This is a genomic window from Azorhizophilus paspali (genome assembly GCF_043587585.2).
GTDB classification, from domain to species: Bacteria; Pseudomonadota; Gammaproteobacteria; order Pseudomonadales; family Pseudomonadaceae; genus Azotobacter; species Azotobacter paspali.
The window spans coordinates 3,863,353-3,883,036 of record NZ_CP171449.1 but is presented as its reverse complement, the minus strand read 5'-3'; the positions used below and the strand labels follow the sequence as shown (position 1 = coordinate 3,883,036).

Sequence of the window (19,684 nt, the reverse complement as noted above, 5' to 3'; positions counted from 1 at the left end):
CCCATGACCTACCACCTCAGAGGTGGCGCAGGCAATCGGCCTGCACGATTTCTGGCAGCTCCCCTTCGGAGAGGCCAAACAAGCAGGTGACCAAGCTGGGGAACGCTGATGGCTTACTCATACACTGAGAAAAAACGTATCCGCAAGGACTTTAGCAAGTTGCCGGACGTCATGGATGTGCCTTATCTCCTGGCTATCCAGTTGGATTCCTATCGCGAATTCCTGCAGGCCGGTGTGAGCAAGGACAAGCTCCGCGACGTTGGCTTACATGCAGCCTTCAAGTCCGTTTTCCCGATCATCAGCTATTCCGGCAATGCTGCCCTGGAATACGTTGGCTACCGTCTGGGCGAGCCGGCCTTCGACGTCAAGGAGTGCGTGCTGCGTGGTGTGACCTTCGCCGTACCGCTTCGCGTGAAGGTTCGCCTGATCATTTTCGACAAGGAGTCCTCGAACAAGGCGATCAAGGACATCAAGGAGCAGGAGGTCTACATGGGGGAAATCCCTTTGATGACCGAGAACGGCACCTTCATCGTCAACGGTACCGAGCGCGTGATCGTTTCCCAGTTGCACCGCTCCCCAGGTGTGTTCTTCGACCACGACCGCGGCAAGACCCACAGCTCCGGCAAACTGCTGTATTCCGCACGGATCATTCCCTACCGTGGCTCCTGGCTCGACTTCGAGTTCGATCCGAAGGATGCCGTGTTCGTCCGTATCGACCGCCGCCGCAAACTGCCGGCCTCGGTGCTGCTGCGGGCACTGGGCTACTCCACCGAGGAAGTGCTGGACATTTTCTATGACACCAACGTATTCCACGTGACGGAGCAAGGGCTCAGCCTGGAATTGGTGCCCCAGCGCCTGCGTGGCGAGATCGCGGTCTTCGACATCAAGGATGCCTCCGGCAAGGTCATCGTCGAACAGGGACGGCGTATCACCGCCCGTCATATCAACCAACTGGAAAAGGCCGGCATCAAGGAGCTGGACGTTCCGCTGGAATACGTCCTCGGGCGGACTTCGGCCAAGGTCATCGTGCACCCCTCCACCGGCGAAATCATCGCCGAGTGCAACAGCGAACTGACCCAGGATCTGTTGGTGAAGATCGCTAAGGCTCAGGTGGTGCGCATCGAAACCCTCTACACCAACGACATCGACTGCGGTCCGTTCATTTCCGACACGCTGAAGATCGACTCGACCACCAATCAACTGGAAGCCTTGGTCGAGATCTATCGCATGATGCGTCCAGGCGAGCCGCCGACCAAGGATGCCGCCGAGACCCTGTTCAACAACCTGTTCTTCAGTGCCGAGCGTTACGACCTGTCTGCTGTCGGCCGCATGAAGTTCAACCGCCGTATCGGTCGCGAGGAGATCGAGGGGGCTGGGGTGCTGAGCCGCGAGGATATCGTCGACGTGCTCAAGACCCTGGTGGACATCCGCAACGGCAAGGGTATCGTCGATGACATCGACCACCTGGGCAACCGTCGTGTGCGCTGCGTCGGCGAAATGGCCGAGAACCAGTTCCGCGTTGGCCTGGTCCGCGTCGAGCGCGCCGTCAAGGAGCGCCTGTCGATGGCGGAGAGCGAGGGCCTGATGCCTCAGGACTTGATCAATGCCAAGCCGGTGGCCGCCGCGGTCAAGGAGTTCTTCGGCTCCAGCCAGCTATCGCAGTTCATGGACCAGAACAACCCGCTCTCCGAGATCACCCACAAGCGCCGTGTTTCCGCGCTCGGTCCGGGTGGTCTGACCCGCGAGCGTGCGGGCTTCGAAGTGCGCGACGTGCACCCGACTCACTACGGCCGCGTATGTCCGATCGAAACCCCTGAAGGTCCGAACATTGGCCTGATCAATTCGCTGGCCGCCTATGCCCGTACCAACCAGTACGGCTTCCTAGAAAGCCCGTACCGGGTGGTCAAGGAAGGGCAGGTGACCGACGAGATCGTGTTCCTTTCCGCTATCGAGGAAGCCGATCATGTGATCGCCCAGGCTTCGGCGACGTTGGACGAGAACGGGCGGCTAATCGACGAACTGGTGGCCGTCCGGCACCTGAATGAATTCACCGTCAAGGCACCCGAAGACGTCACCTTGATGGATGTGTCGCCGCGCCAGGTGGTATCCGTCGCCGCCTCGCTGATTCCCTTCCTCGAACACGACGACGCCAACCGCGCGCTCATGGGTTCCAACATGCAGCGTCAGGCCGTGCCGACCCTGCGCGCCGACAAGCCGCTGGTCGGTACCGGCATGGAGCGCAACGTGGCGCGCGACTCGGGCGTCTGCGTGGTGGCTCGGCGTGGCGGGGTGATCGATTCGGTCGATGCCAGCCGCATCGTGGTGCGTGTCAACAACGACGAGGTCGAGACCGGCGAAGCCGGCGTGGACATCTACAACCTGACCAAGTACACCCGTTCCAACCAGAACACTTGCATCAACCAGCGTCCGCTGGTCACCAAGGGCGATCAGGTGGCACGCGGCGACATCATGGCCGACGGCCCGTCCACTGACATGGGCGAACTGGCCCTCGGGCAGAACATGCGCGTGGCCTTCATGCCTTGGAACGGCTTTAACTTCGAGGACTCCATCTGCCTATCCGAGCGGGTGGTGCAGGAAGACCGCTTCACCACCATCCATATCCAGGAACTAACCTGCGTGGCCCGCGATACCAAGCTCGGCCCGGAGGAAATCACCGCGGATATCCCGAACGTCGGCGAGGCCGCGCTGAACAAATTGGACGAGGCGGGTATTGTCTATGTCGGTGCCGAGGTTATGGCGGGCGACATCCTGGTCGGCAAGGTCACGCCGAAGGGTGAAACTCAGCTGACCCCGGAAGAGAAGCTGCTGCGTGCGATTTTCGGCGAGAAGGCCAGCGACGTGAAGGACACTTCCCTGCGCGTACCCACCGGTACCAAGGGCACCGTCATCGACGTCCAGGTGTTCACCCGCGATGGCGTCGAGCGTGATTCGCGTGCCTTGGCCATCGAGAGAATGCAACTGGACGAAATCCGCAAGGACCTCAACGAGGAGTTCCGTATTGTCGAAGGGGCGACCTTCGAGCGTCTGCGGGCCGCTCTGGTCGGTGCCGTGTGCGAGGGCGGGGCGGGCCTGAAGAAGGGCACCGAGATCGACGACAAAATCCTCGACGGACTCGAGCGTGGTCAATGGTTCAAGCTGCGCATGGCCGACGACGGGCTCAATGAGCAATTGGAAAAGGCCCAGGCCTATTTGGCCGACCGCCGTCAACTGCTCGACGACAAGTTCGAGGACAAGAAGCGCAAGCTGCAGCAGGGCGACGACCTGGCGCCGGGCGTGCTGAAGATCGTCAAGGTCTATCTGGCCATCAAGCGCCGTATCCAGCCTGGCGACAAAATGGCCGGCCGCCACGGCAACAAGGGTGTGGTATCGGTGATCATGCCGGTCGAGGACATGCCCTACGATGCCAACGGCACCCCCGTGGACATCGTTCTCAACCCGCTAGGCGTGCCGTCGCGGATGAACGTCGGACAGATCCTCGAGACCCACCTGGGGCTGGCCGCCAAGGGGCTGGGCGAGAAGATCAACCGGATGCTCGAGGAGCAGCGCAAGGTCGCCGAACTGCGCCACTTCCTCGACGAGGTGTACAACGAGATCGGCGGGCGCCAGAAGGAGGATCTGGACTCTCTAAGCGATTCCGAGATTCTCGACCTGGCGAGCAACCTGCGCGGCGGCGTGCCGATGGCCACGCCGGTGTTCGACGGTGCCAAGGAAACCGAAATCAAGGCCATGCTGAAACTGGCCGACCTGCCGGAAAGCGGTCAGATGCGCCTGTTCGACGGCCGGACCGGCAACCAGTTCGAGCGCCCGACCACCGTCGGCTACATGTACATGCTCAAGCTGAACCACCTGGTCGACGACAAGATGCACGCGCGCTCCACCGGTTCCTACAGCCTGGTTACCCAGCAGCCGCTGGGCGGCAAGGCGCAGTTCGGCGGTCAGCGTTTCGGGGAGATGGAGGTCTGGGCGCTGGAAGCCTACGGTGCCGCCTACACCCTGCAGGAAATGCTCACCGTGAAATCGGACGACGTGAACGGGCGGACCAAGATGTACAAGAACATCGTGGATGGCGATCACCGGATGGAGGCCGGCATGCCCGAGTCCTTCAACGTGCTGATCAAGGAAATCCGCTCGCTCGGCATCGACATCGAACTGGAAACCGAATAACCACGCACCGCTCGCGCGGTGCCCGGCGCGGGCCGGACACCGCCGGTTCGTGAGGAGGAAAGGCTTTGAAAGACCTGCTGAATCTTTTGAAAAACCAGGGTCAACTCGAAGAGTTCGATGCCATCCGTATCGGTCTGGCTTCGCCCGAGATGATCCGTTCCTGGTCCTTCGGCGAAGTGAAAAAGCCGGAGACCATCAACTACCGTACCTTCAAGCCGGAACGCGATGGCCTGTTCTGCGCCAAGATCTTCGGGCCGGTGAAGGATTACGAGTGTCTTTGCGGCAAGTACAAGCGACTGAAGCATCGCGGCGTGATCTGCGAGAAGTGCGGGGTGGAAGTCGCTCTGGCCAAGGTGCGCCGCGAGCGCATGGCGCATATCGAGCTGGCCTCGCCGGTCGCCCACATCTGGTTCCTCAAGTCGCTGCCGTCGCGCATCGGCCTGCTGCTGGACATGACCCTGCGCGATATCGAGCGGGTGCTTTATTTCGAGAGCTATGTGGTGATCGATCCGGGCATGACCACCCTGGAGAAAGGCCAACTGCTCAACGACGAGCAATATTTCGAGGCGCTCGAGGAGTTCGGTGACGACTTCGATGCGCGCATGGGTGCCGAGGCGGTCCGCGAACTGCTCAACCAGATCGACCTGGAACACGAGATCGGCCGTCTGCGCGAGGAGATCCCGCAGACCAACTCGGAAACCAAGATCAAGAAGCTGTCCAAGCGCCTGAAGCTGATGGAAGCTTTCCAGGGTTCCGGCAACCTGCCGGAATGGATGGTGCTGACCGTGCTGCCGGTGCTGCCGCCGGATCTGCGTCCGCTGGTACCGCTGGACGGCGGTCGTTTCGCTACCTCCGACTTGAACGATCTGTACCGTCGAGTGATCAACCGTAACAATCGCCTGAAGCGCCTACTCGACCTGGCTGCGCCGGACATCATCGTGCGCAACGAGAAGCGCATGCTGCAGGAGGCGGTGGACGCCCTGCTGGACAACGGCCGTCGCGGCCGGGCCATCACTGGCTCCAACAAGCGCCCGTTGAAGTCCCTAGCCGATATGATCAAGGGCAAGCAGGGCCGTTTCCGCCAGAACCTGCTGGGCAAGCGCGTCGACTACTCCGGCCGTTCGGTGATCACCGTGGGTCCGACCCTGCGCCTGCACCAGTGCGGCCTGCCGAAGAAGATGGCACTGGAGCTGTTCAAGCCGTTCATCTTCGGCAAGCTGGAAACCCGCGGCATGGCCACCACCATCAAGGCGGCCAAGAAGATGGTCGAGCGCGAACTGCCCGAGGTCTGGGACGTACTCGCCGAGGTCATCCGCGAACATCCCGTGCTGCTCAACCGTGCGCCGACCCTGCACCGCCTGGGTATCCAGGCGTTCGAGCCAGTGCTCATCGAGGGCAAGGCGATCCAGTTGCACCCGCTGGTCTGTGCCGCCTACAACGCCGACTTCGACGGTGACCAGATGGCCGTACACGTGCCGCTGACCCTTGAGGCCCAGCTCGAGGCGCGCGCACTGATGATGTCGACCAACAACATCCTCTCGCCCGCCAACGGCGAGCCGATCATCGTGCCGTCGCAGGATGTGGTGCTGGGTCTGTACTACATGACCCGCGAGGCGGTAAACGCCAGGGGCGAGGGGCGCGTCTTCGCCGACCTGCAGGAGGTCGACCGGGTGTTCCGGGCCGGTGAGGCATCGCTGCACGCCCGCGTGAAGGTGCGGATCAACGAAACCGTCAAGCAGAAGGACGGCAGCTTGGTGCACAACACCCGCATCGTCGACACCACCGTCGGCCGTGCGCTGCTGTTCCAGGTCGTGCCGGCCGGCCTGCCGTTCGAGGTCGTCAACCAGCCGATGAAGAAGAAGGCGATCTCCAAGCTGATCAACCACTGCTATCGCACCGTGGGTCTGAAGGACACCGTCATCTTCGCCGACCAGTTGATGTATACCGGTTTTGCCTTCTCGACCCTGTCGGGGGTTTCCATCGGCGTGAACGACTTCGTCATTCCGACGGAAAAGGCGCGGATTATCGAAGGCGCCACCGAAGAAGTGAAGGAGATCGAGAGCCAGTACGCCACCGGCCTGGTGACCCAGGGCGAGAAGTACAACAAGGTGATCGACCTGTGGTCGAAGGCCAACGACGAAGTGTCCAAGGCGATGATGGCCAACCTCTCGAAGGAGAAGGTCATCGACCGCCAGGGCAACGAGGTCGAGCAGGAGTCGTTCAACTCCATGTACATGATGGCGGACTCCGGAGCACGGGGTTCCGCGGCGCAGATCCGCCAGTTGGCCGGCATGCGCGGCCTGATGGCCAAGCCCGACGGCTCGATCATCGAGACGCCGATCACCGCGAACTTCCGCGAGGGCCTGAACGTACTGCAGTACTTCATTTCCACCCACGGCGCCCGCAAGGGCCTGGCGGATACTGCGTTGAAGACCGCGAACTCCGGTTACCTCACTCGCCGCCTGGTGGACGTGGCCCAGGACCTGGTGGTGACCGAGATCGATTGCGGTACCGAACAGGGGCTGCTGATGACTCCGCACATCGAGGGCGGCGACGTAGTCGAGCCGCTCGGCGAGCGGGTGCTTGGCCGGGTCATTGCTAGAGATGTGTTCCGGCCCGGTGGCGACGAGGTCATAGTGCCGGCCGGAACCCTGATCGACGAGAAGTGGGTCGAGTTCATCGAGATGAACAGTATCGACGAGGTGGTTGTGCGTTCGCCGATCACCTGCGAGACCCGTTACGGCATTTGCGCCAAGTGCTATGGCCGCGATCTGGCGCGCGGGCATCAGGTGAACATCGGCGAGGCGGTAGGCGTGATCGCTGCGCAGTCCATCGGTGAGCCGGGCACCCAGTTGACCATGCGGACCTTCCACATCGGTGGCGCGGCCAGCCGGACCTCGGCCGTGGACAATGTTCAGGTGAAGAACGGCGGCAACATCCGCCTGCACAACCTGAAATATGTCGAGCGGAGCGATGGTGCGCTGGTCGCCGTGTCCCGTTCCGGCGAACTGGCCGTGGCCGACGATTTCGGCCGCGAGCGTGAGCGCTACAAGCTGCCGTACGGTGCGGTGATCTCGGTGAAGGAGGGCGATAAGGTCAGCCCGGGGGCCATCGTTGCCAAGTGGGACCCGCACACTCACCCGATCGTGACCGAGATGAAGGGTACCGTGACCTTCGTCGGCATGGAGGAGGGGATCACCATCAAGCGCCAGACCGACGAACTGACCGGTCTGACCAACATCGAGGTGATCGATCCGAAGGACCGCCCGGCTGCCGGCAAGGACATTCGTCCGGCGGTCAAGCTAGTCGATGCTAACGGCAAGGAACTGTTGCTGCCGGGTACCGACGTACCGGCCCAGTATTTCCTGCCGGCCAACGCCCTGGTCGGCGTTGCAGATGGTGCCGAGGTGGGCGTGGGCGATGTAATCGCCCGTATTCCTCAGGAAACTTCGAAGACCCGCGACATCACCGGCGGTCTGCCGCGCGTTGCCGACCTGTTCGAGGCGCGCCGTCCGAAGGAGCCGTCGATCCTGGCGGAGGTCAGCGGTACCATCAGTTTCGGCAAGGAAACCAAGGGCAAGCGCCGTCTGGTCATCACGCCGAACGATGGCAGTGAGGCGTACGAGGAACTGATCCCGAAATGGCGCCACCTCAACGTCTTCGAGGGCGAACAGGTGAACCGTGGCGAGGTGATCTCCGATGGTCCGAGCAATCCGCATGACATTCTGCGTCTGCTGGGTGTCAGCGCTCTGGCCAAGTACATCGTCAACGAGATTCAGGATGTCTATCGCCTGCAGGGTGTGAAGATCAACGACAAGCACATCGAGACCATTCTCCGTCAGATGCTGCGCAAGGTGGAGATTACCGAGGCGGGAGACTCGAGCTTCATCAAGGGCGATCAGGTGGAGCTGACCCAGGTGCTCGAGGAGAACGAGCAACTGGCGACCGAGGATCGTTTCTCGGCGAAGTACGAGCGCATCCTTCTGGGTATCACCAAGGCATCGCTTTCGACCGAGTCGTTCATTTCCGCCGCTTCCTTCCAGGAAACCACCCGTGTGCTCACCGAGGCCGCGGTCACCGGCAAGCGTGACTACCTGCGTGGCCTGAAGGAAAACGTCGTGGTGGGGCGGCTGATCCCGGCCGGTACCGGCCTGGCCTATCACAGCGAACGTCGGCGCAAGCGCGACGCCGAGAAGCCGGTACGGGTGAGTGCGGAAGAGGTCGAGGCAGCGTTGACCGAAGCCCTGAACACCAGCGGCAACTGACGGATATGGCCCGGCGTCCCGCCGGGCCTTGCCTTGACTGGGTTTCGGAGTCTCTTTAGACTTACGGACCCTAAATTTGGCAGGGCGGACCGCTCTGCCATTTTGTTTATGTCGAAAGACAACAGTGGAGCTAGTAGATGGCAACTATCAACCAGCTGGTGCGCCAGCCGCGCAAGCGCCTCGTCGAGAAAAGCGACGTGCCTGCGCTGCAGAACTGCCCCCAGCGCCGTGGCGTGTGCACCCGCGTGTACACCACCACGCCGAAGAAACCGAACTCCGCGCTGCGTAAGGTGTGCCGTGTTCGTCTGACCAATGGCTACGAAGTCACTTCCTATATCGGCGGTGAAGGCCACAACCTACAAGAGCACAGCGTTGTGCTGATCCGCGGTGGCCGCGTCAAGGACCTTCCGGGTGTGCGCTATCACACTGTGCGCGGCTCGCTGGATACCTCCGGCGTGAAAGACCGCAAGCAGGGCCGTTCCAAGTACGGTGCCAAGCGTCCCAAGTAATTCGAACTTTTCATTTGTCGAGTCGATAAGAGTAAGGTCGGGCGTGGTCGAGTGGCTACCGTTCCGAGCTAACCTGAAGACCGTTTTGAGGGCTTATCAATGCCAAGACGTCGTGTAGCAGCCAAGCGCGAGATTCTGGACGATCCGAAGTACGGAAGCCAAATTCTGGCCAAGTTCATGAACCATGTGATGGAAAGCGGTAAGAAGGCGGTTGCCGAGCGCATCGTTTACGGCGCGCTGGATACCGTCAAGTCGCGCAAGAACAGCGACCCCCTGGAAATCTTCGAAAAAGCACTCGATGCCATCGCTCCGCTGGTCGAAGTGAAGTCCCGCCGTGTAGGCGGTGCTACTTATCAGGTTCCGGTCGAGGTTCGTCCGTCCCGTCGCAATGCGCTGGCCATGCGTTGGCTGGTGGATTCCGCACGCAAGCGCGGTGAAAAGTCCATGGCCCTGCGTCTTGCTGGCGAATTGCTCGATGCCTCCGAAGGCAAGGGCGCTGCTGTGAAGAAGCGTGAAGACGTGCATCGCATGGCCGAGGCGAACAAGGCGTTCTCGCACTATCGTTTCTGATATTCAGCCTCAATCTACGAGGACCTAATTGTGGCCCGTACAACCCCTATCAATCGCTACCGTAACATCGGTATCTGTGCCCACGTGGATGCAGGCAAGACGACGACTACGGAGCGGATCCTGTTCTACACAGGCGTCAACCACAAGATGGGTGAGGTGCATGATGGCGCCGCCACCATGGACTGGATGGTGCAGGAGCAGGAGCGTGGCATCACCATTACCTCCGCTGCCACCACCGCCTTCTGGCAGGGCTCGACCAAGCAATACGACAAGTATCGTGTGAATATCATCGATACCCCCGGTCACGTGGACTTCACTATCGAGGTGGAGCGTTCGCTGCGCGTGCTGGATGGTGCCGTGGTGGTGTTCTGCGGTACTTCCGGCGTCGAGCCGCAGTCCGAAACCGTATGGCGTCAGGCCAACAAATACGGTGTCCCGCGCATTGTCTATGTGAACAAGATGGACCGTGCCGGCGCCAACTTCCTGCGCGTCGTCGAGCAGATCAAGAAGCGCCTGGGACATACCCCGGTTCCGGTCCAGTTGGCGATCGGTGCCGAGGAGAACTTCCAGGGCCAGATCGACCTGCTGAAGATGAAGGCGATCTACTGGAACGAGGACGACCAGGGCACGAGTTACCGCGAGGAAGAGATTCCTGCGGAACTGCAAGATCTGGCCGACGAGTATCGCTCGAACATGGTCGAGGCTGCCGCCGAGGCCAATGAAGAGCTGATGAACAAATACCTGGAGGGTGGCGAGCTTTCCGTCGAGGAAATCAAGCTTGGCCTGCGCCTGCGTACCCTGGCCTGCGAGATCGTTCCGGCGGTCTGCGGTTCTTCGTTCAAGAACAAAGGTGTGCCGTTGGTTCTCGATGCAGTGATCGATTTCCTGCCGGCTCCGGACGAAGTTCCTGCGATCAAGGGCGTCAACCCGGACCACGAGGAGATCGAGGACGAACGTCATGCTAGCGACGACGAGCCGTTCGCGGCCCTGGCGTTCAAGATCGCGACCGATCCCTTCGTCGGTACCCTGACTTTCGCGCGTGTCTATTCCGGCGTGCTGAGTTCGGGCGACTCCGTTCTGAACTCGGTGAAGGGCAAGAAGGAGCGCGTGGGTCGGATGGTGCAGATGCACGCCAATACCCGCGAAGAAATCAAGGAAGTGCGCGCTGGCGATATCGCCGCCCTGATTGGCATGAAGGATGTCATCACGGGGGACACCCTGTGCTCCGTCGAGAAGCCAATCATCCTGGAGCGTATGGATTTCCCCGAGCCGGTGATTCACGTTGCCGTCGAGCCGAAGACCAAGGCCGACCAGGAAAAGATGGGTATCGCCCTCGGCAAGCTGGCCCAGGAAGACCCGTCTTTCCGTGTCAAGACCGACGAAGAGTCCGGTCAGACCATTATCGGCGGCATGGGTGAGCTGCACCTCGACATCATCGTCGACCGCATGAAGCGTGAGTTTGGTGTCGAGGCCAACATCGGCAAGCCGCAGGTGGCCTACCGCGAAGCGATCCGCAACAAGTGCGAGATCGAAGGCAAGTTCGTGCGCCAGTCCGGCGGTCGCGGCCAGTTCGGCCACTGCTGGATTCGCTTCGAGCCGGCCGAGGAGGGCGTCGAGGGGCTGGTGTTCGTCAGTGAGGTGGTTGGTGGCGTGGTGCCGAAGGAATACATCCCGGCGATCCAGAAAGGCGTCGAGGAGCAGATGCAAAATGGCGTAGTCGCCGGCTATCCGCTCATCAGTCTGAAGGCGACCGTGTTCGATGGTTCCTACCATGATGTCGACTCCAACGAGATGGCGTTCAAGATCGCGGCTTCCATGGCGACCAAGCAGTTGGCACAGAAAGGTGGTGCCGTGCTGCTGGAGCCAATCATGAAGGTCGAAGTGGTGACTCCGGAGGAGTACATGGGTGACGTGATGGGTGACCTGAACCGTCGGCGTGGTCTGATCCAGGGGATGGAGGATAGCGTTTCTGGCAAGGTCATCCGTGCCGAAGTCCCGCTGGGCGAGATGTTTGGTTACGCTACTGATGTGCGTTCGATGTCCCAGGGACGCGCCAGCTACTCCATGGAATTCTCGAAGTACGCCGAAGCTCCGGCCAACATTGCCGAAGCTGTCGTCAAAAAACAAGGTTGATTCAGCCCTTTAAGTAAGAGGTTTACTGTCGTGGCTAAGGAAAAATTCGAACGTAACAAACCGCACGTCAACGTTGGCACCATCGGTCACGTGGACCATGGCAAGACCACTTTGACGGCTGCTCTGACCAAGGTTTGTGCCGAGACCTGGGGTGGCGCCGCTCGTGCCTTCGATCAGATCGACAACGCTCCGGAAGAAAAGGCGCGCGGTATCACCATCAACACCTCGCACGTTGAATACGACTCCGCGACCCGTCACTACGCGCACGTCGACTGCCCCGGTCACGCCGACTACGTGAAGAACATGATCACCGGCGCCGCCCAGATGGACGGCGCGATCCTGGTCTGCTCGGCCGCCGACGGCCCCATGCCGCAGACCCGCGAGCACATCCTGCTGTCCCGTCAGGTGGGCGTTCCCTACATCGTCGTGTTCCTGAACAAGGCCGACATGGTCGACGACGCCGAGCTGCTGGAACTGGTCGAGATGGAAGTGCGCGATCTGCTGTCCACCTACGACTTCCCGGGCGACGACACCCCGATCATCACCGGCTCCGCCCTGATGGCACTGGAAGGCAAGGACGACAACGGCATCGGCGTCTCCGCCGTGCGCAAGCTGGTGGAAACCCTGGACTCCTACATTCCGGAGCCGGTGCGTGCCGTCGACCAGCCGTTCCTGATGCCGATCGAGGACGTGTTCTCGATCTCCGGTCGCGGCACCGTGGTGACCGGTCGCGTCGAGCGCGGCATCGTCAAGGTGGGTGAGGAAGTGGAAATCGTCGGTATCCGTCCGACCACCAAGACCACCTGCACGGGCGTGGAAATGTTCCGCAAGCTGCTCGACGAGGGGCGTGCCGGCGAGAACATCGGCGCCCTGTTGCGCGGCACCAAGCGTGAGGACGTGGAGCGCGGCCAGGTTCTGGCCAAGCCGGGCACCATCAAGCCGCACACCAAGTTCGAAGCCGAAGTGTACGTGCTGTCCAAGGAAGAAGGTGGTCGTCACACGCCGTTCTTCAAGGGCTACCGCCCGCAGTTCTACTTCCGTACCACCGACGTGACCGGTAACGTCGAGCTGCCGGAAGGCGTCGAGATGGTGATGCCGGGCGACAACATCAAGATGGTCGTCACCCTGATCGCTCCGATCGCCATGGAAGACGGTCTGCGTTTCGCTATCCGCGAAGGCGGTCGTACCGTCGGCGCCGGTGTGGTGGCCAAGATCATCGAGTAATCGATGGGATAGTAGAAAAAGCCCCTTTTGGGGCTTTTTCTATTGCTGATCATTTTGTTTGACACTCTAGGGGGGCATCCGTACAATTGTGCCTCCTTTTATCGGGCGTATTCCGCTCGGTAGGGTGGCAACTTCGAGTCTGAGGTCAAAATGCAAAACCAACAAATCCGTATTCGGTTGAAGGCTTTTGACCATCGCCTGATTGATCAATCTACCCAGGAAATCGTGGAAACCGCGAAACGTACTGGTGCTCAGGTGCGTGGTCCGATTCCTCTGCCTACCCGTAAAGAGCGGTATACCGTTCTGATTTCGCCGCACGTCAACAAGGATGCGCGCGATCAGTACGAAATTCGTACCCACAAGCGTGTGCTGGATATCGTTCAGCCGACCGACAAGACCGTCGACGCGCTGATGAAGCTCGATCTGGCGGCTGGCGTGGAAGTGCAGATCAGCCTCGGCTAAGACCATTCGGGTCTTGGTCGTGTAACGCTCTGAAATGGGCGGCCATAGCGGGTGAAAGCCCCGTACACTCGAGAGGTTCAAGAAATGACTATTGGTGTAATCGGTCGTAAGTGCGGCATGACCCGCATTTTCACCGAAGAAGGTGTCTCCGTTCCGGTTACGGTCATCGAGATCGAGCCGAACCGTGTGACCCAGTTCAAGAATGCAGAAAGCGACGGCTATCTGGCGGTGCAGGTCACTGTCGGCGAGCGTCGGGCTTCGCGTGTGACCAAGGCGCAGGCTGGTCACTTCGCCAAGGCAAATGTCTCTGCTGGTCGTGGCGTCTGGGAGTTCCGCCTCGAAGAAGGCGAGTACCAGTCCGGCGACCAGATCACTGTCGAGATTTTCCAGGCCGGGCAGTTGGTGGACGTCACCGGCCAGTCCAAGGGTAAAGGCTACGCCGGCACCATCAAACGCTGGAATTTCCGCGGCCAGGACAACACCCACGGCAACTCCGTTTCCCACCGTGTTCCGGGCTCCATCGGCCAGTGCCAGACTCCTGGCCGTGTGTTCAAGGGCAAGAAAATGTCCGGTCATCTGGGCGCTGAGCGCGTGACCGTGCAGTCCCTGGAAGTGGTTCGTGTCGACTCCGAACGCAATCTGCTGCTGGTCAAGGGTGCCATTCCTGGCGCTACCGGTGGCGATGTGATCGTGCGTCCGGCAGCCAAGGCTCGCGGTTAAGAGGGGAAGCTGAGATGCAATTGAATGTGAATGGCGCTCAGGCGATCGAAGTCTCCGAGCGCACCTTTGGCGGCGAGTTCAACGAGACCCTTGTGCACCAAGCAGTCGTCGCCTATCTAGCCGGTGGCCGTCAGGGCAGCAAGCAGCAGAAGAACCGCTCCGATGTCAGTGGTGGCGGCAAGCGCCCCTGGCGCCAGAAGGGTACTGGCCGTGCGCGCGCCGGTACTAGCCGTGGTCCACTCTGGCGTGGTGGTGGCGTGACCTTCGCCGCCCGCCCGCAAAATCACGATCAGAAGCTCAACAAGAAGATGTACCGTGCCGCTCTGCGCTCGATCCTGAGCGAGCTCGTGCGTCAAGAGCGTCTGGTCGTCGTCGAAGATTTCGCCGTGGATGCTCCCAAGACCAAGAGCCTGGTGAGCAAGCTGGGCAGTCTGGGCCTGAGCGACGTGCTGATCGTCTCCGATGCTGTGGATCAGAACCTGTATCTGGCTGCCCGTAACCTGCCGCACGTCGATGTTCGCGATGTCCTGGGGTCCGATCCGGTCAGCCTGATCGCCTATGACAAGGTGCTGATCACCGTGCCGGCCGTGAAGAAATTCGAGGAGCTGCTGGGATGAACCAGGAACGCGTATTCAAAGTACTGCTTGGTCCGCACATCTCCGAGAAGGCCACCGTGCTGGCGGAAAGCAAGAAGCAGTTCGTTTTCAAGGTTGCCACCGATGCAACCAAGCTGGAAATCAAGAAGGCCGTCGAGGCCTTGTTCGACGTGAAGGTCGCCAATGTCACCACCCTGAATGTCCAGGGCAAGACCAAGCGTACCGTTCGCGGTCTGGGCAAGCGCAACGACTGGAAGAAGGCATATGTTGCTCTTCAGCCTGGCCAAGATCTCGATTTCGCCAACAGCGCTGAGTAAAGGGGTGCATCATGGCAATCGTTAAATGCAAGCCGACTTCCGCTGGCCGCCGTTTCGTGGTCAAGGTGGTCAACCAGGAGCTGCACAAGGGTGCCCCTTACGCGCCGCTGCTGGAGAAGAAGTCCAAGTCCGGTGGTCGTAACAACAACGGCCGCATTACCACCCGTCATATCGGTGGTGGTCACAAGCAGCACTATCGCCTGGTCGATTTTCGTCGCAACAAGGACGGTATTCCTGCCACCGTCGAGCGCATCGAGTACGACCCGAACCGTACCGCACACATTGCGTTGCTGAAGTACGCCGACGGCGAGCGTCGCTACATCATCGCACCGAAGGGTGTTGTGGCCGGTGACCAGTTGATTTCCGGAGTGAACGCGCCGATCAAGGCTGGCAATACGCTACCGCTGCGAAACATTCCGGTCGGCTCCACCATTCACGGTGTCGAGCTGAAGCCGGGCAAGGGAGCACAGATCGCTCGTTCCGCTGGTGCCTCCGTGCAACTGGTCGCACGCGAAGGAGCCTATGTGACCCTGCGTCTGCGTTCCGGCGAGATGCGCAAGGTCCTGGCTGATTGCCGCGCGACTCTGGGCGAGGTTTCCAACTCCGAGCACAGCTTGCGTTCTCTGGGCAAGGCCGGTGCCAAGCGCTGGCGCGGTGTTCGCCCGACCGTTCGCGGTGTGGCGATGAACCCGGTCGACCACCCGCATGGTGGTGGTGAAGGTCGTACCTCGGGTGGCCGTCATCCGGTGTCGCCGTGGGGCTTCCCGACCAAGGGTGCGAAGACCCGGTCGAACAAGCGCACCGACAACATGATCGTCCGCCGCCGTAAGTAACTAGAGGGATACGACTGTGCCGCGTTCTCTGAAAAAAGGTCCTTTTATCGATCTTCACCTGTTGAAGAAGGTCGAAGTGGCGGTGGAAAAGAACGATCGCAAACCGGTCAAGACCTGGTCGCGTCGTTCGATGATCCTGCCGCAGATGGTCGGTCTGACCATTGCTGTGCATAACGGCCGTCAACATGTCCCGGTGCTCATCAACGAGGATATGGTCGGTCATAAACTGGGCGAGTTTGCCGCTACCCGTACCTATCGTGGTCATGCGGCAGACAAAAAGGCCAAGCGTTGAGGGGTAAGGAAAGATGGAAGTAGCCGCTAAGCTGTCGGGCGCTCGAATCTCCGCCCAGAAAGCCCGCTTGGTCGCCGACCAGATCCGCGGGAAGAAGGTGGGCGATGCGCTCAACCTGCTGGCTTTCAGCAGCAAGAAAGCCGCCGAGATCATGAAGAAAGTGCTGGAGTCGGCCGTTGCCAACGCCGAGCACAACGAGGGCGCAGACGTGGACGACCTGAAGGTCTCCACCGTTTTCGTCAACGAGGGGCGTTCGCTTAAGCGCATCATGCCGCGTGCCAAGGGCCGTGCTGATCGCATCGTCAAGCGGTCTTGCCATATCACTGTCAAGGTTGCGGACAAGTAACGGAGTCGATCAGATGGGTCAGAAAGTACATCCCGTAGGCATTCGCCTGGGAATCGTCAAGGAGCACACCTCGGTTTGGTATGCCGACCGCAAGAATTACGCGGACTATTTGTATGCCGACCTGAAGGTGCGTGAGTATCTCCAAGACAAATTAAAAAGCGCGTCCGTGAGCCGCATCGATATCGCTCGTCCGGCTCAAACCGCACGCATCACCATCCACACCGCGCGTCCCGGTATCGTGATCGGCAAGAAGGGTGAGGATGTTGAGAAGCTGCGTCAGGATCTGACCAAGCAAATGGGTGTGCCGGTGCACATCAACATCGAAGAGATCCGCAAGCCGGAACTCGACAGTATGCTGGTTGCTCAGAGCGTGGCCCAGCAGCTTGAGCGTCGCGTGATGTTCCGTCGCGCCATGAAGCGTGCGGTACAGAACGCCATGCGCATTGGTGCCAAGGGCATCAAGATCCAGGTGAGTGGTCGTCTGGGCGGTGCTGAAATCGCCCGTACCGAATGGTACCGCGAAGGCCGTGTGCCGTTGCACACCCTGCGCGCGGACATCGATTACGCCACCTACGAAGCGCACACCACCTACGGTGTGATCGGCGTCAAGGTTTGGATCTTCAAGGGCGAGGTCATCGGTGGCCAGCACGAAGAGCTCAAGCCGCAAGCGCCTGCGCCTCGCAAAAAAGCTGCTAAGTAAGAGGAGTACGCAGCATGTTGCAACCCAAGCGTACAAAATTCCGCAAGCAGATGACCGGCCACAACCGCGGCCTGGCTCACCGTGGTAGTAAGGTCAGCTTCGGCGAGTTCGCCCTGAAGTCCGTGAGCCGCGGTCGTCTCACCGCCCGCCAGATTGAGGCTGCGCGTCGCGCCTTGACCCGTCACGTCAAGCGTGGCGGCAAGATCTGGATCCGCGTATTCCCTGACAAGCCGGTTACTAAGAAGCCTCTCGAAGTTCGTATGGGTAAGGGCAAAGGGAACGTCGAGTACTGGGTTGCCCAGATTCAGCCGGGCAAGGTGCTCTACGAAATCGAGGGTGTTTCCGAAGAGCTGGCGCGCGAGGCTTTCGCCCTGGCAGCAGCCAAGCTGCCGCTCGCCACCACTTTTGTTAAGCGGACGGTGATGTGATGAAAGCGAGTGAACTTCGTGAAAAAACAGCTGAGCAGTTGAGCGAGCAATTGCTCAGCCTGCTGCGCGACCAGTTCAATCTGCGCATGCAGAAGGCAACTGGCCAACTGGGGCAGACTCACCTGCTCTCGCAAGTGAAGCGCGACATCGCTCGCGTCAAGACTGTGCTCAACCAGCAGGCAGGTAAGTGATCATGGCTGAAGCTCAGAAAACTGTTCGCACGCTGACCGGCCGTGTCGTAAGCGACAAAATGGATAAGACCATCACCGTCCTGATCGAGCGCCGCGTGAAGCACCCGATCTACGGTAAATACGTGAAGCGTTCGACCAAGCTGCACGCCCACGACGAAACCAACCAGTGCCGTATCGGCGACACGGTCACCATTCGCGAGACCCGTCCGCTGGCCAAGACCAAGTCCTGGATGCTGGTGGAAGTCGTCGAGCGCGCGGTGGAAGTCTAAGAGACTAAGGGTCGGAGAAAGTTATGATTCAGACTCAATCCATGCTCGATGTGGCTGACAACAGTGGTGCTCGCCGCGTCATGTGCATCAAGGTACTGGGTGGCTCGCACCGCCGTTACGCCGGCATCGGCGACATCATCAAGGTTACCGTGAAGGAAGCGATTCCGCGCGGCAAGGTCAAGAAGGGCCAGGTCATGACCGCTGTCGTGGTTCGTACCCGGCACGGCGTGCGTCGCCCTGATGGCTCCATCATTCGCTTCGATGGTAATGCGGCCGTCCTGCTCAACAACAAGCAGGAGCCGATCGGCACCCGCATCTTCGGGCCGGTCACTCGTGAACTTCGTTCCGAGAAGTTCATGAAGATCGTCTCGCTTGCCCCTGAAGTGCTGTAAGGAGAAGCCGTCATGCAAAAGATTCGTCGTGACGACGAGATCATCGTCATCGCCGGCAAAGACAAGGGCAAGCGTGGCAAGGTGCTTAAGGTTCTCGCTGACGACCGTTTGGTCGTCAGCGGCGTCAACCTGATCAAGCGCCACAGCAAGCCGAACCCCATGCTTGGCGTCCAGGGCGGTATCGTCGAGAAGGAGGCGCCGCTGCACGTCTCCAACGTGGCCATCTTCAACGCCGAAACCAGCAAGGCTGATCGCGTTGGTTTCAAGATCGAAGACGGCAAGAAAATTCGTATCTTCAAGTCGACCCAAAAGCCGGTTGATGCTTGAGCACTGCTAGGTAGATAACCATGGCACGACTAAAAGAGATTTATCGGAACGAGATCGCGCCCAAGCTGAAGAACGAGCTTCAGTTGGTCAACGTGATGGAGGTTCCGCGCATCACCAAAATCACTCTGAACATGGGGCTTGGCGAGGCGGTTGGTGACAAGAAGGTCATCGAGAACGCTGTCGCCGATCTGGAGAAGATCACCGGCCAGAAACCCGTGGTCACCTATGCCCGCAAATCCATCGCAGGTTTCAAGATTCGCGAAGGCTGGCCGATCGGCGTCAAGGTGACCCTGCGCCGTGATCGTATGTACGAGTTCCTGGATCGTCTGCTTTCCATCTCCCTGCCGCGGGTACGCGACTTCCGCGGCCTGAATGCCAAGTCCTTCGATGGGCGTGGCAACTACAGCATGGGTGTGAAGGAGCAGATCATCTTCCCGGAAATCGATTACGACAAGATCGATGCCTTGCGTGGTCTGGATATCACTCTGACCACCACTGCCCGTACCGATGACGAGGGTCGTGCCCTGTTGCGCGCCTTCAACTTCCCGTTCCGCAACTGATTGGAGTAGGAAATGGCCAAACAGAGCATGAAAAACCGCGAGCTGAAGCGTCAGCAGACGGTTGCCAAGTACGCCAAGAAGCGTGCCGAGCTGAAAGCTATCATCGCCAACCCGAACTCCACTCCGGAGCAGCGTTGGGAGTCCCAGATCGCCCTGCAGAAGCAGCCCCGCGATGCTAGCGCCTCGCGCCTGCGTAATCGCTGCCGCCTGACCGGTCGTCCCCATGGGGTCTACCGCAAGTTCGGTTTGGCGCGCAACATGCTGCGCCAGGCAGCCATGCGTGGTGATGTGCCGGGTCTGGTCAAAGCCAGCTGGTAAGCACGTCCCTAGGCTCTCGAATTCATCGTCGAGCCTGGATCATCGAA

General features: G+C 60.3%; 21 protein-coding genes. All 21 read left to right on the top strand.

All coding sequences use genetic code 11. The features are described from left to right. Positions 1 to 108: 108 nt before the first annotated feature. The 21 genes from rpoB to rpsN all read left to right on the top strand — a co-directional run bounded on the left by rpoB (position 109) and on the right by rpsN (position 19,637). Positions 109 to 4,185 (top strand): DNA-directed RNA polymerase subunit beta, encoded by a 4,077-nt coding sequence (gene rpoB, locus ACGI6K_RS18820; protein ID WP_376948039.1) that lies wholly within the window; start codon positions 109 to 111, stop codon positions 4,183 to 4,185. A 65-nt stretch (positions 4,186 to 4,250) separates the two neighbouring features. Next, positions 4,251 to 8,450 (top strand): DNA-directed RNA polymerase subunit beta', encoded by a 4,200-nt coding sequence (gene rpoC / locus ACGI6K_RS18815; RefSeq protein ID WP_376948038.1) that lies wholly within the window; start codon positions 4,251 to 4,253, stop codon positions 8,448 to 8,450. A gap of 137 nt (positions 8,451 to 8,587) precedes the next feature. Beyond that, positions 8,588 to 8,959, top strand: a complete 372-nt coding sequence (gene rpsL, locus ACGI6K_RS18810) for a 30S ribosomal protein S12 (protein WP_012699298.1) — start codon at positions 8,588 to 8,590, stop codon at positions 8,957 to 8,959. A gap of 99 nt (positions 8,960 to 9,058) precedes the next feature. After that, the gene (gene rpsG / locus ACGI6K_RS18805) at positions 9,059 to 9,529 is read left to right on the top strand and encodes a 30S ribosomal protein S7 (RefSeq protein ID WP_012699299.1); all 471 of its coding nucleotides are present in this window, start codon (positions 9,059 to 9,061) and stop codon (positions 9,527 to 9,529) included. Between the two features lie 30 nt (positions 9,530 to 9,559). Next, positions 9,560 to 11,662, top strand: a complete 2,103-nt coding sequence (gene fusA, locus ACGI6K_RS18800; protein WP_376948037.1) for an elongation factor G — start codon at positions 9,560 to 9,562, stop codon at positions 11,660 to 11,662. Positions 11,663 to 11,692: 30 nt separating this feature from the next. After that, positions 11,693 to 12,886, top strand: coding sequence for an elongation factor Tu (gene tuf / locus ACGI6K_RS18795; RefSeq protein WP_377968817.1), 1,194 nt, complete (start codon positions 11,693 to 11,695; stop codon positions 12,884 to 12,886). Between the two features lie 150 nt (positions 12,887 to 13,036). Then, on the top strand, positions 13,037 to 13,348 hold the full coding sequence (gene rpsJ / locus ACGI6K_RS18790; protein WP_003243886.1) for a 30S ribosomal protein S10: 312 nt from the start codon (positions 13,037 to 13,039) through the stop codon (positions 13,346 to 13,348). Between the two features lie 84 nt (positions 13,349 to 13,432). Continuing rightward, complete coding sequence (rplC, locus tag ACGI6K_RS18785) at positions 13,433 to 14,068, top strand: 50S ribosomal protein L3 (protein WP_376945869.1); 636 nt, start codon at positions 13,433 to 13,435, stop codon at positions 14,066 to 14,068. Between the two features lie 14 nt (positions 14,069 to 14,082). Continuing rightward, the gene (gene rplD, locus ACGI6K_RS18780; protein ID WP_376945867.1) at positions 14,083 to 14,685 is read left to right on the top strand and encodes a 50S ribosomal protein L4; all 603 of its coding nucleotides are present in this window, start codon (positions 14,083 to 14,085) and stop codon (positions 14,683 to 14,685) included. Next, positions 14,682 to 14,981, top strand: a complete 300-nt coding sequence (rplW, locus tag ACGI6K_RS18775; RefSeq protein ID WP_376945865.1) for a 50S ribosomal protein L23 — start codon at positions 14,682 to 14,684, stop codon at positions 14,979 to 14,981. The genes rplD and rplW overlap by 4 nt, the downstream gene beginning before the upstream one ends. 11 nt (positions 14,982 to 14,992) lie before the next feature. Further along, on the top strand, positions 14,993 to 15,814 hold the full coding sequence (rplB, locus tag ACGI6K_RS18770) for a 50S ribosomal protein L2 (protein ID WP_376945863.1): 822 nt from the start codon (positions 14,993 to 14,995) through the stop codon (positions 15,812 to 15,814). Positions 15,815 to 15,830: 16 nt separating this feature from the next. Then, on the top strand, positions 15,831 to 16,106 hold the full coding sequence (gene rpsS / locus ACGI6K_RS18765) for a 30S ribosomal protein S19 (RefSeq protein ID WP_376945861.1): 276 nt from the start codon (positions 15,831 to 15,833) through the stop codon (positions 16,104 to 16,106). Between the two features lie 13 nt (positions 16,107 to 16,119). Then, positions 16,120 to 16,452, top strand: a complete 333-nt coding sequence (gene rplV / locus ACGI6K_RS18760; protein WP_003304070.1) for a 50S ribosomal protein L22 — start codon at positions 16,120 to 16,122, stop codon at positions 16,450 to 16,452. 13 nt (positions 16,453 to 16,465) lie between these two features. Further along, on the top strand, positions 16,466 to 17,152 hold the full coding sequence (gene rpsC, locus ACGI6K_RS18755) for a 30S ribosomal protein S3 (RefSeq protein ID WP_012699308.1): 687 nt from the start codon (positions 16,466 to 16,468) through the stop codon (positions 17,150 to 17,152). Between the two features lie 14 nt (positions 17,153 to 17,166). Continuing rightward, the gene (gene rplP, locus ACGI6K_RS18750; RefSeq protein WP_012699309.1) at positions 17,167 to 17,580 is read left to right on the top strand and encodes a 50S ribosomal protein L16; all 414 of its coding nucleotides are present in this window, start codon (positions 17,167 to 17,169) and stop codon (positions 17,578 to 17,580) included. Continuing rightward, entirely contained in the window at positions 17,580 to 17,771 is a 192-nt protein-coding gene (gene rpmC / locus ACGI6K_RS18745) for a 50S ribosomal protein L29 (protein WP_376945857.1), read from the top strand. Before rplP ends, rpmC begins: the two co-directional genes overlap by 1 nt. 2 nt (positions 17,772 to 17,773) lie before the next feature. After that, positions 17,774 to 18,040, top strand: a complete 267-nt coding sequence (gene rpsQ / locus ACGI6K_RS18740) for a 30S ribosomal protein S17 (RefSeq protein WP_012699311.1) — start codon at positions 17,774 to 17,776, stop codon at positions 18,038 to 18,040. Positions 18,041 to 18,063: 23 nt separating this feature from the next. Next, positions 18,064 to 18,432, top strand: a complete 369-nt coding sequence (gene rplN, locus ACGI6K_RS18735) for a 50S ribosomal protein L14 (protein WP_003289207.1) — start codon at positions 18,064 to 18,066, stop codon at positions 18,430 to 18,432. A gap of 12 nt (positions 18,433 to 18,444) precedes the next feature. Further along, positions 18,445 to 18,759, top strand: coding sequence for a 50S ribosomal protein L24 (rplX, locus tag ACGI6K_RS18730; protein WP_012699313.1), 315 nt, complete (start codon positions 18,445 to 18,447; stop codon positions 18,757 to 18,759). Positions 18,760 to 18,779: 20 nt separating this feature from the next. Then, positions 18,780 to 19,319: a 50S ribosomal protein L5 gene (rplE, locus tag ACGI6K_RS18725; protein WP_012699314.1), complete on the top strand. Its 540-nt coding sequence runs from the start codon at positions 18,780 to 18,782 to the stop codon at positions 19,317 to 19,319. A 12-nt stretch (positions 19,320 to 19,331) separates the two neighbouring features. Next, positions 19,332 to 19,637: a 30S ribosomal protein S14 gene (gene rpsN, locus ACGI6K_RS18720; protein WP_376945853.1), complete on the top strand. Its 306-nt coding sequence runs from the start codon at positions 19,332 to 19,334 to the stop codon at positions 19,635 to 19,637. Positions 19,638 to 19,684: the final 47 nt, after the last annotated feature.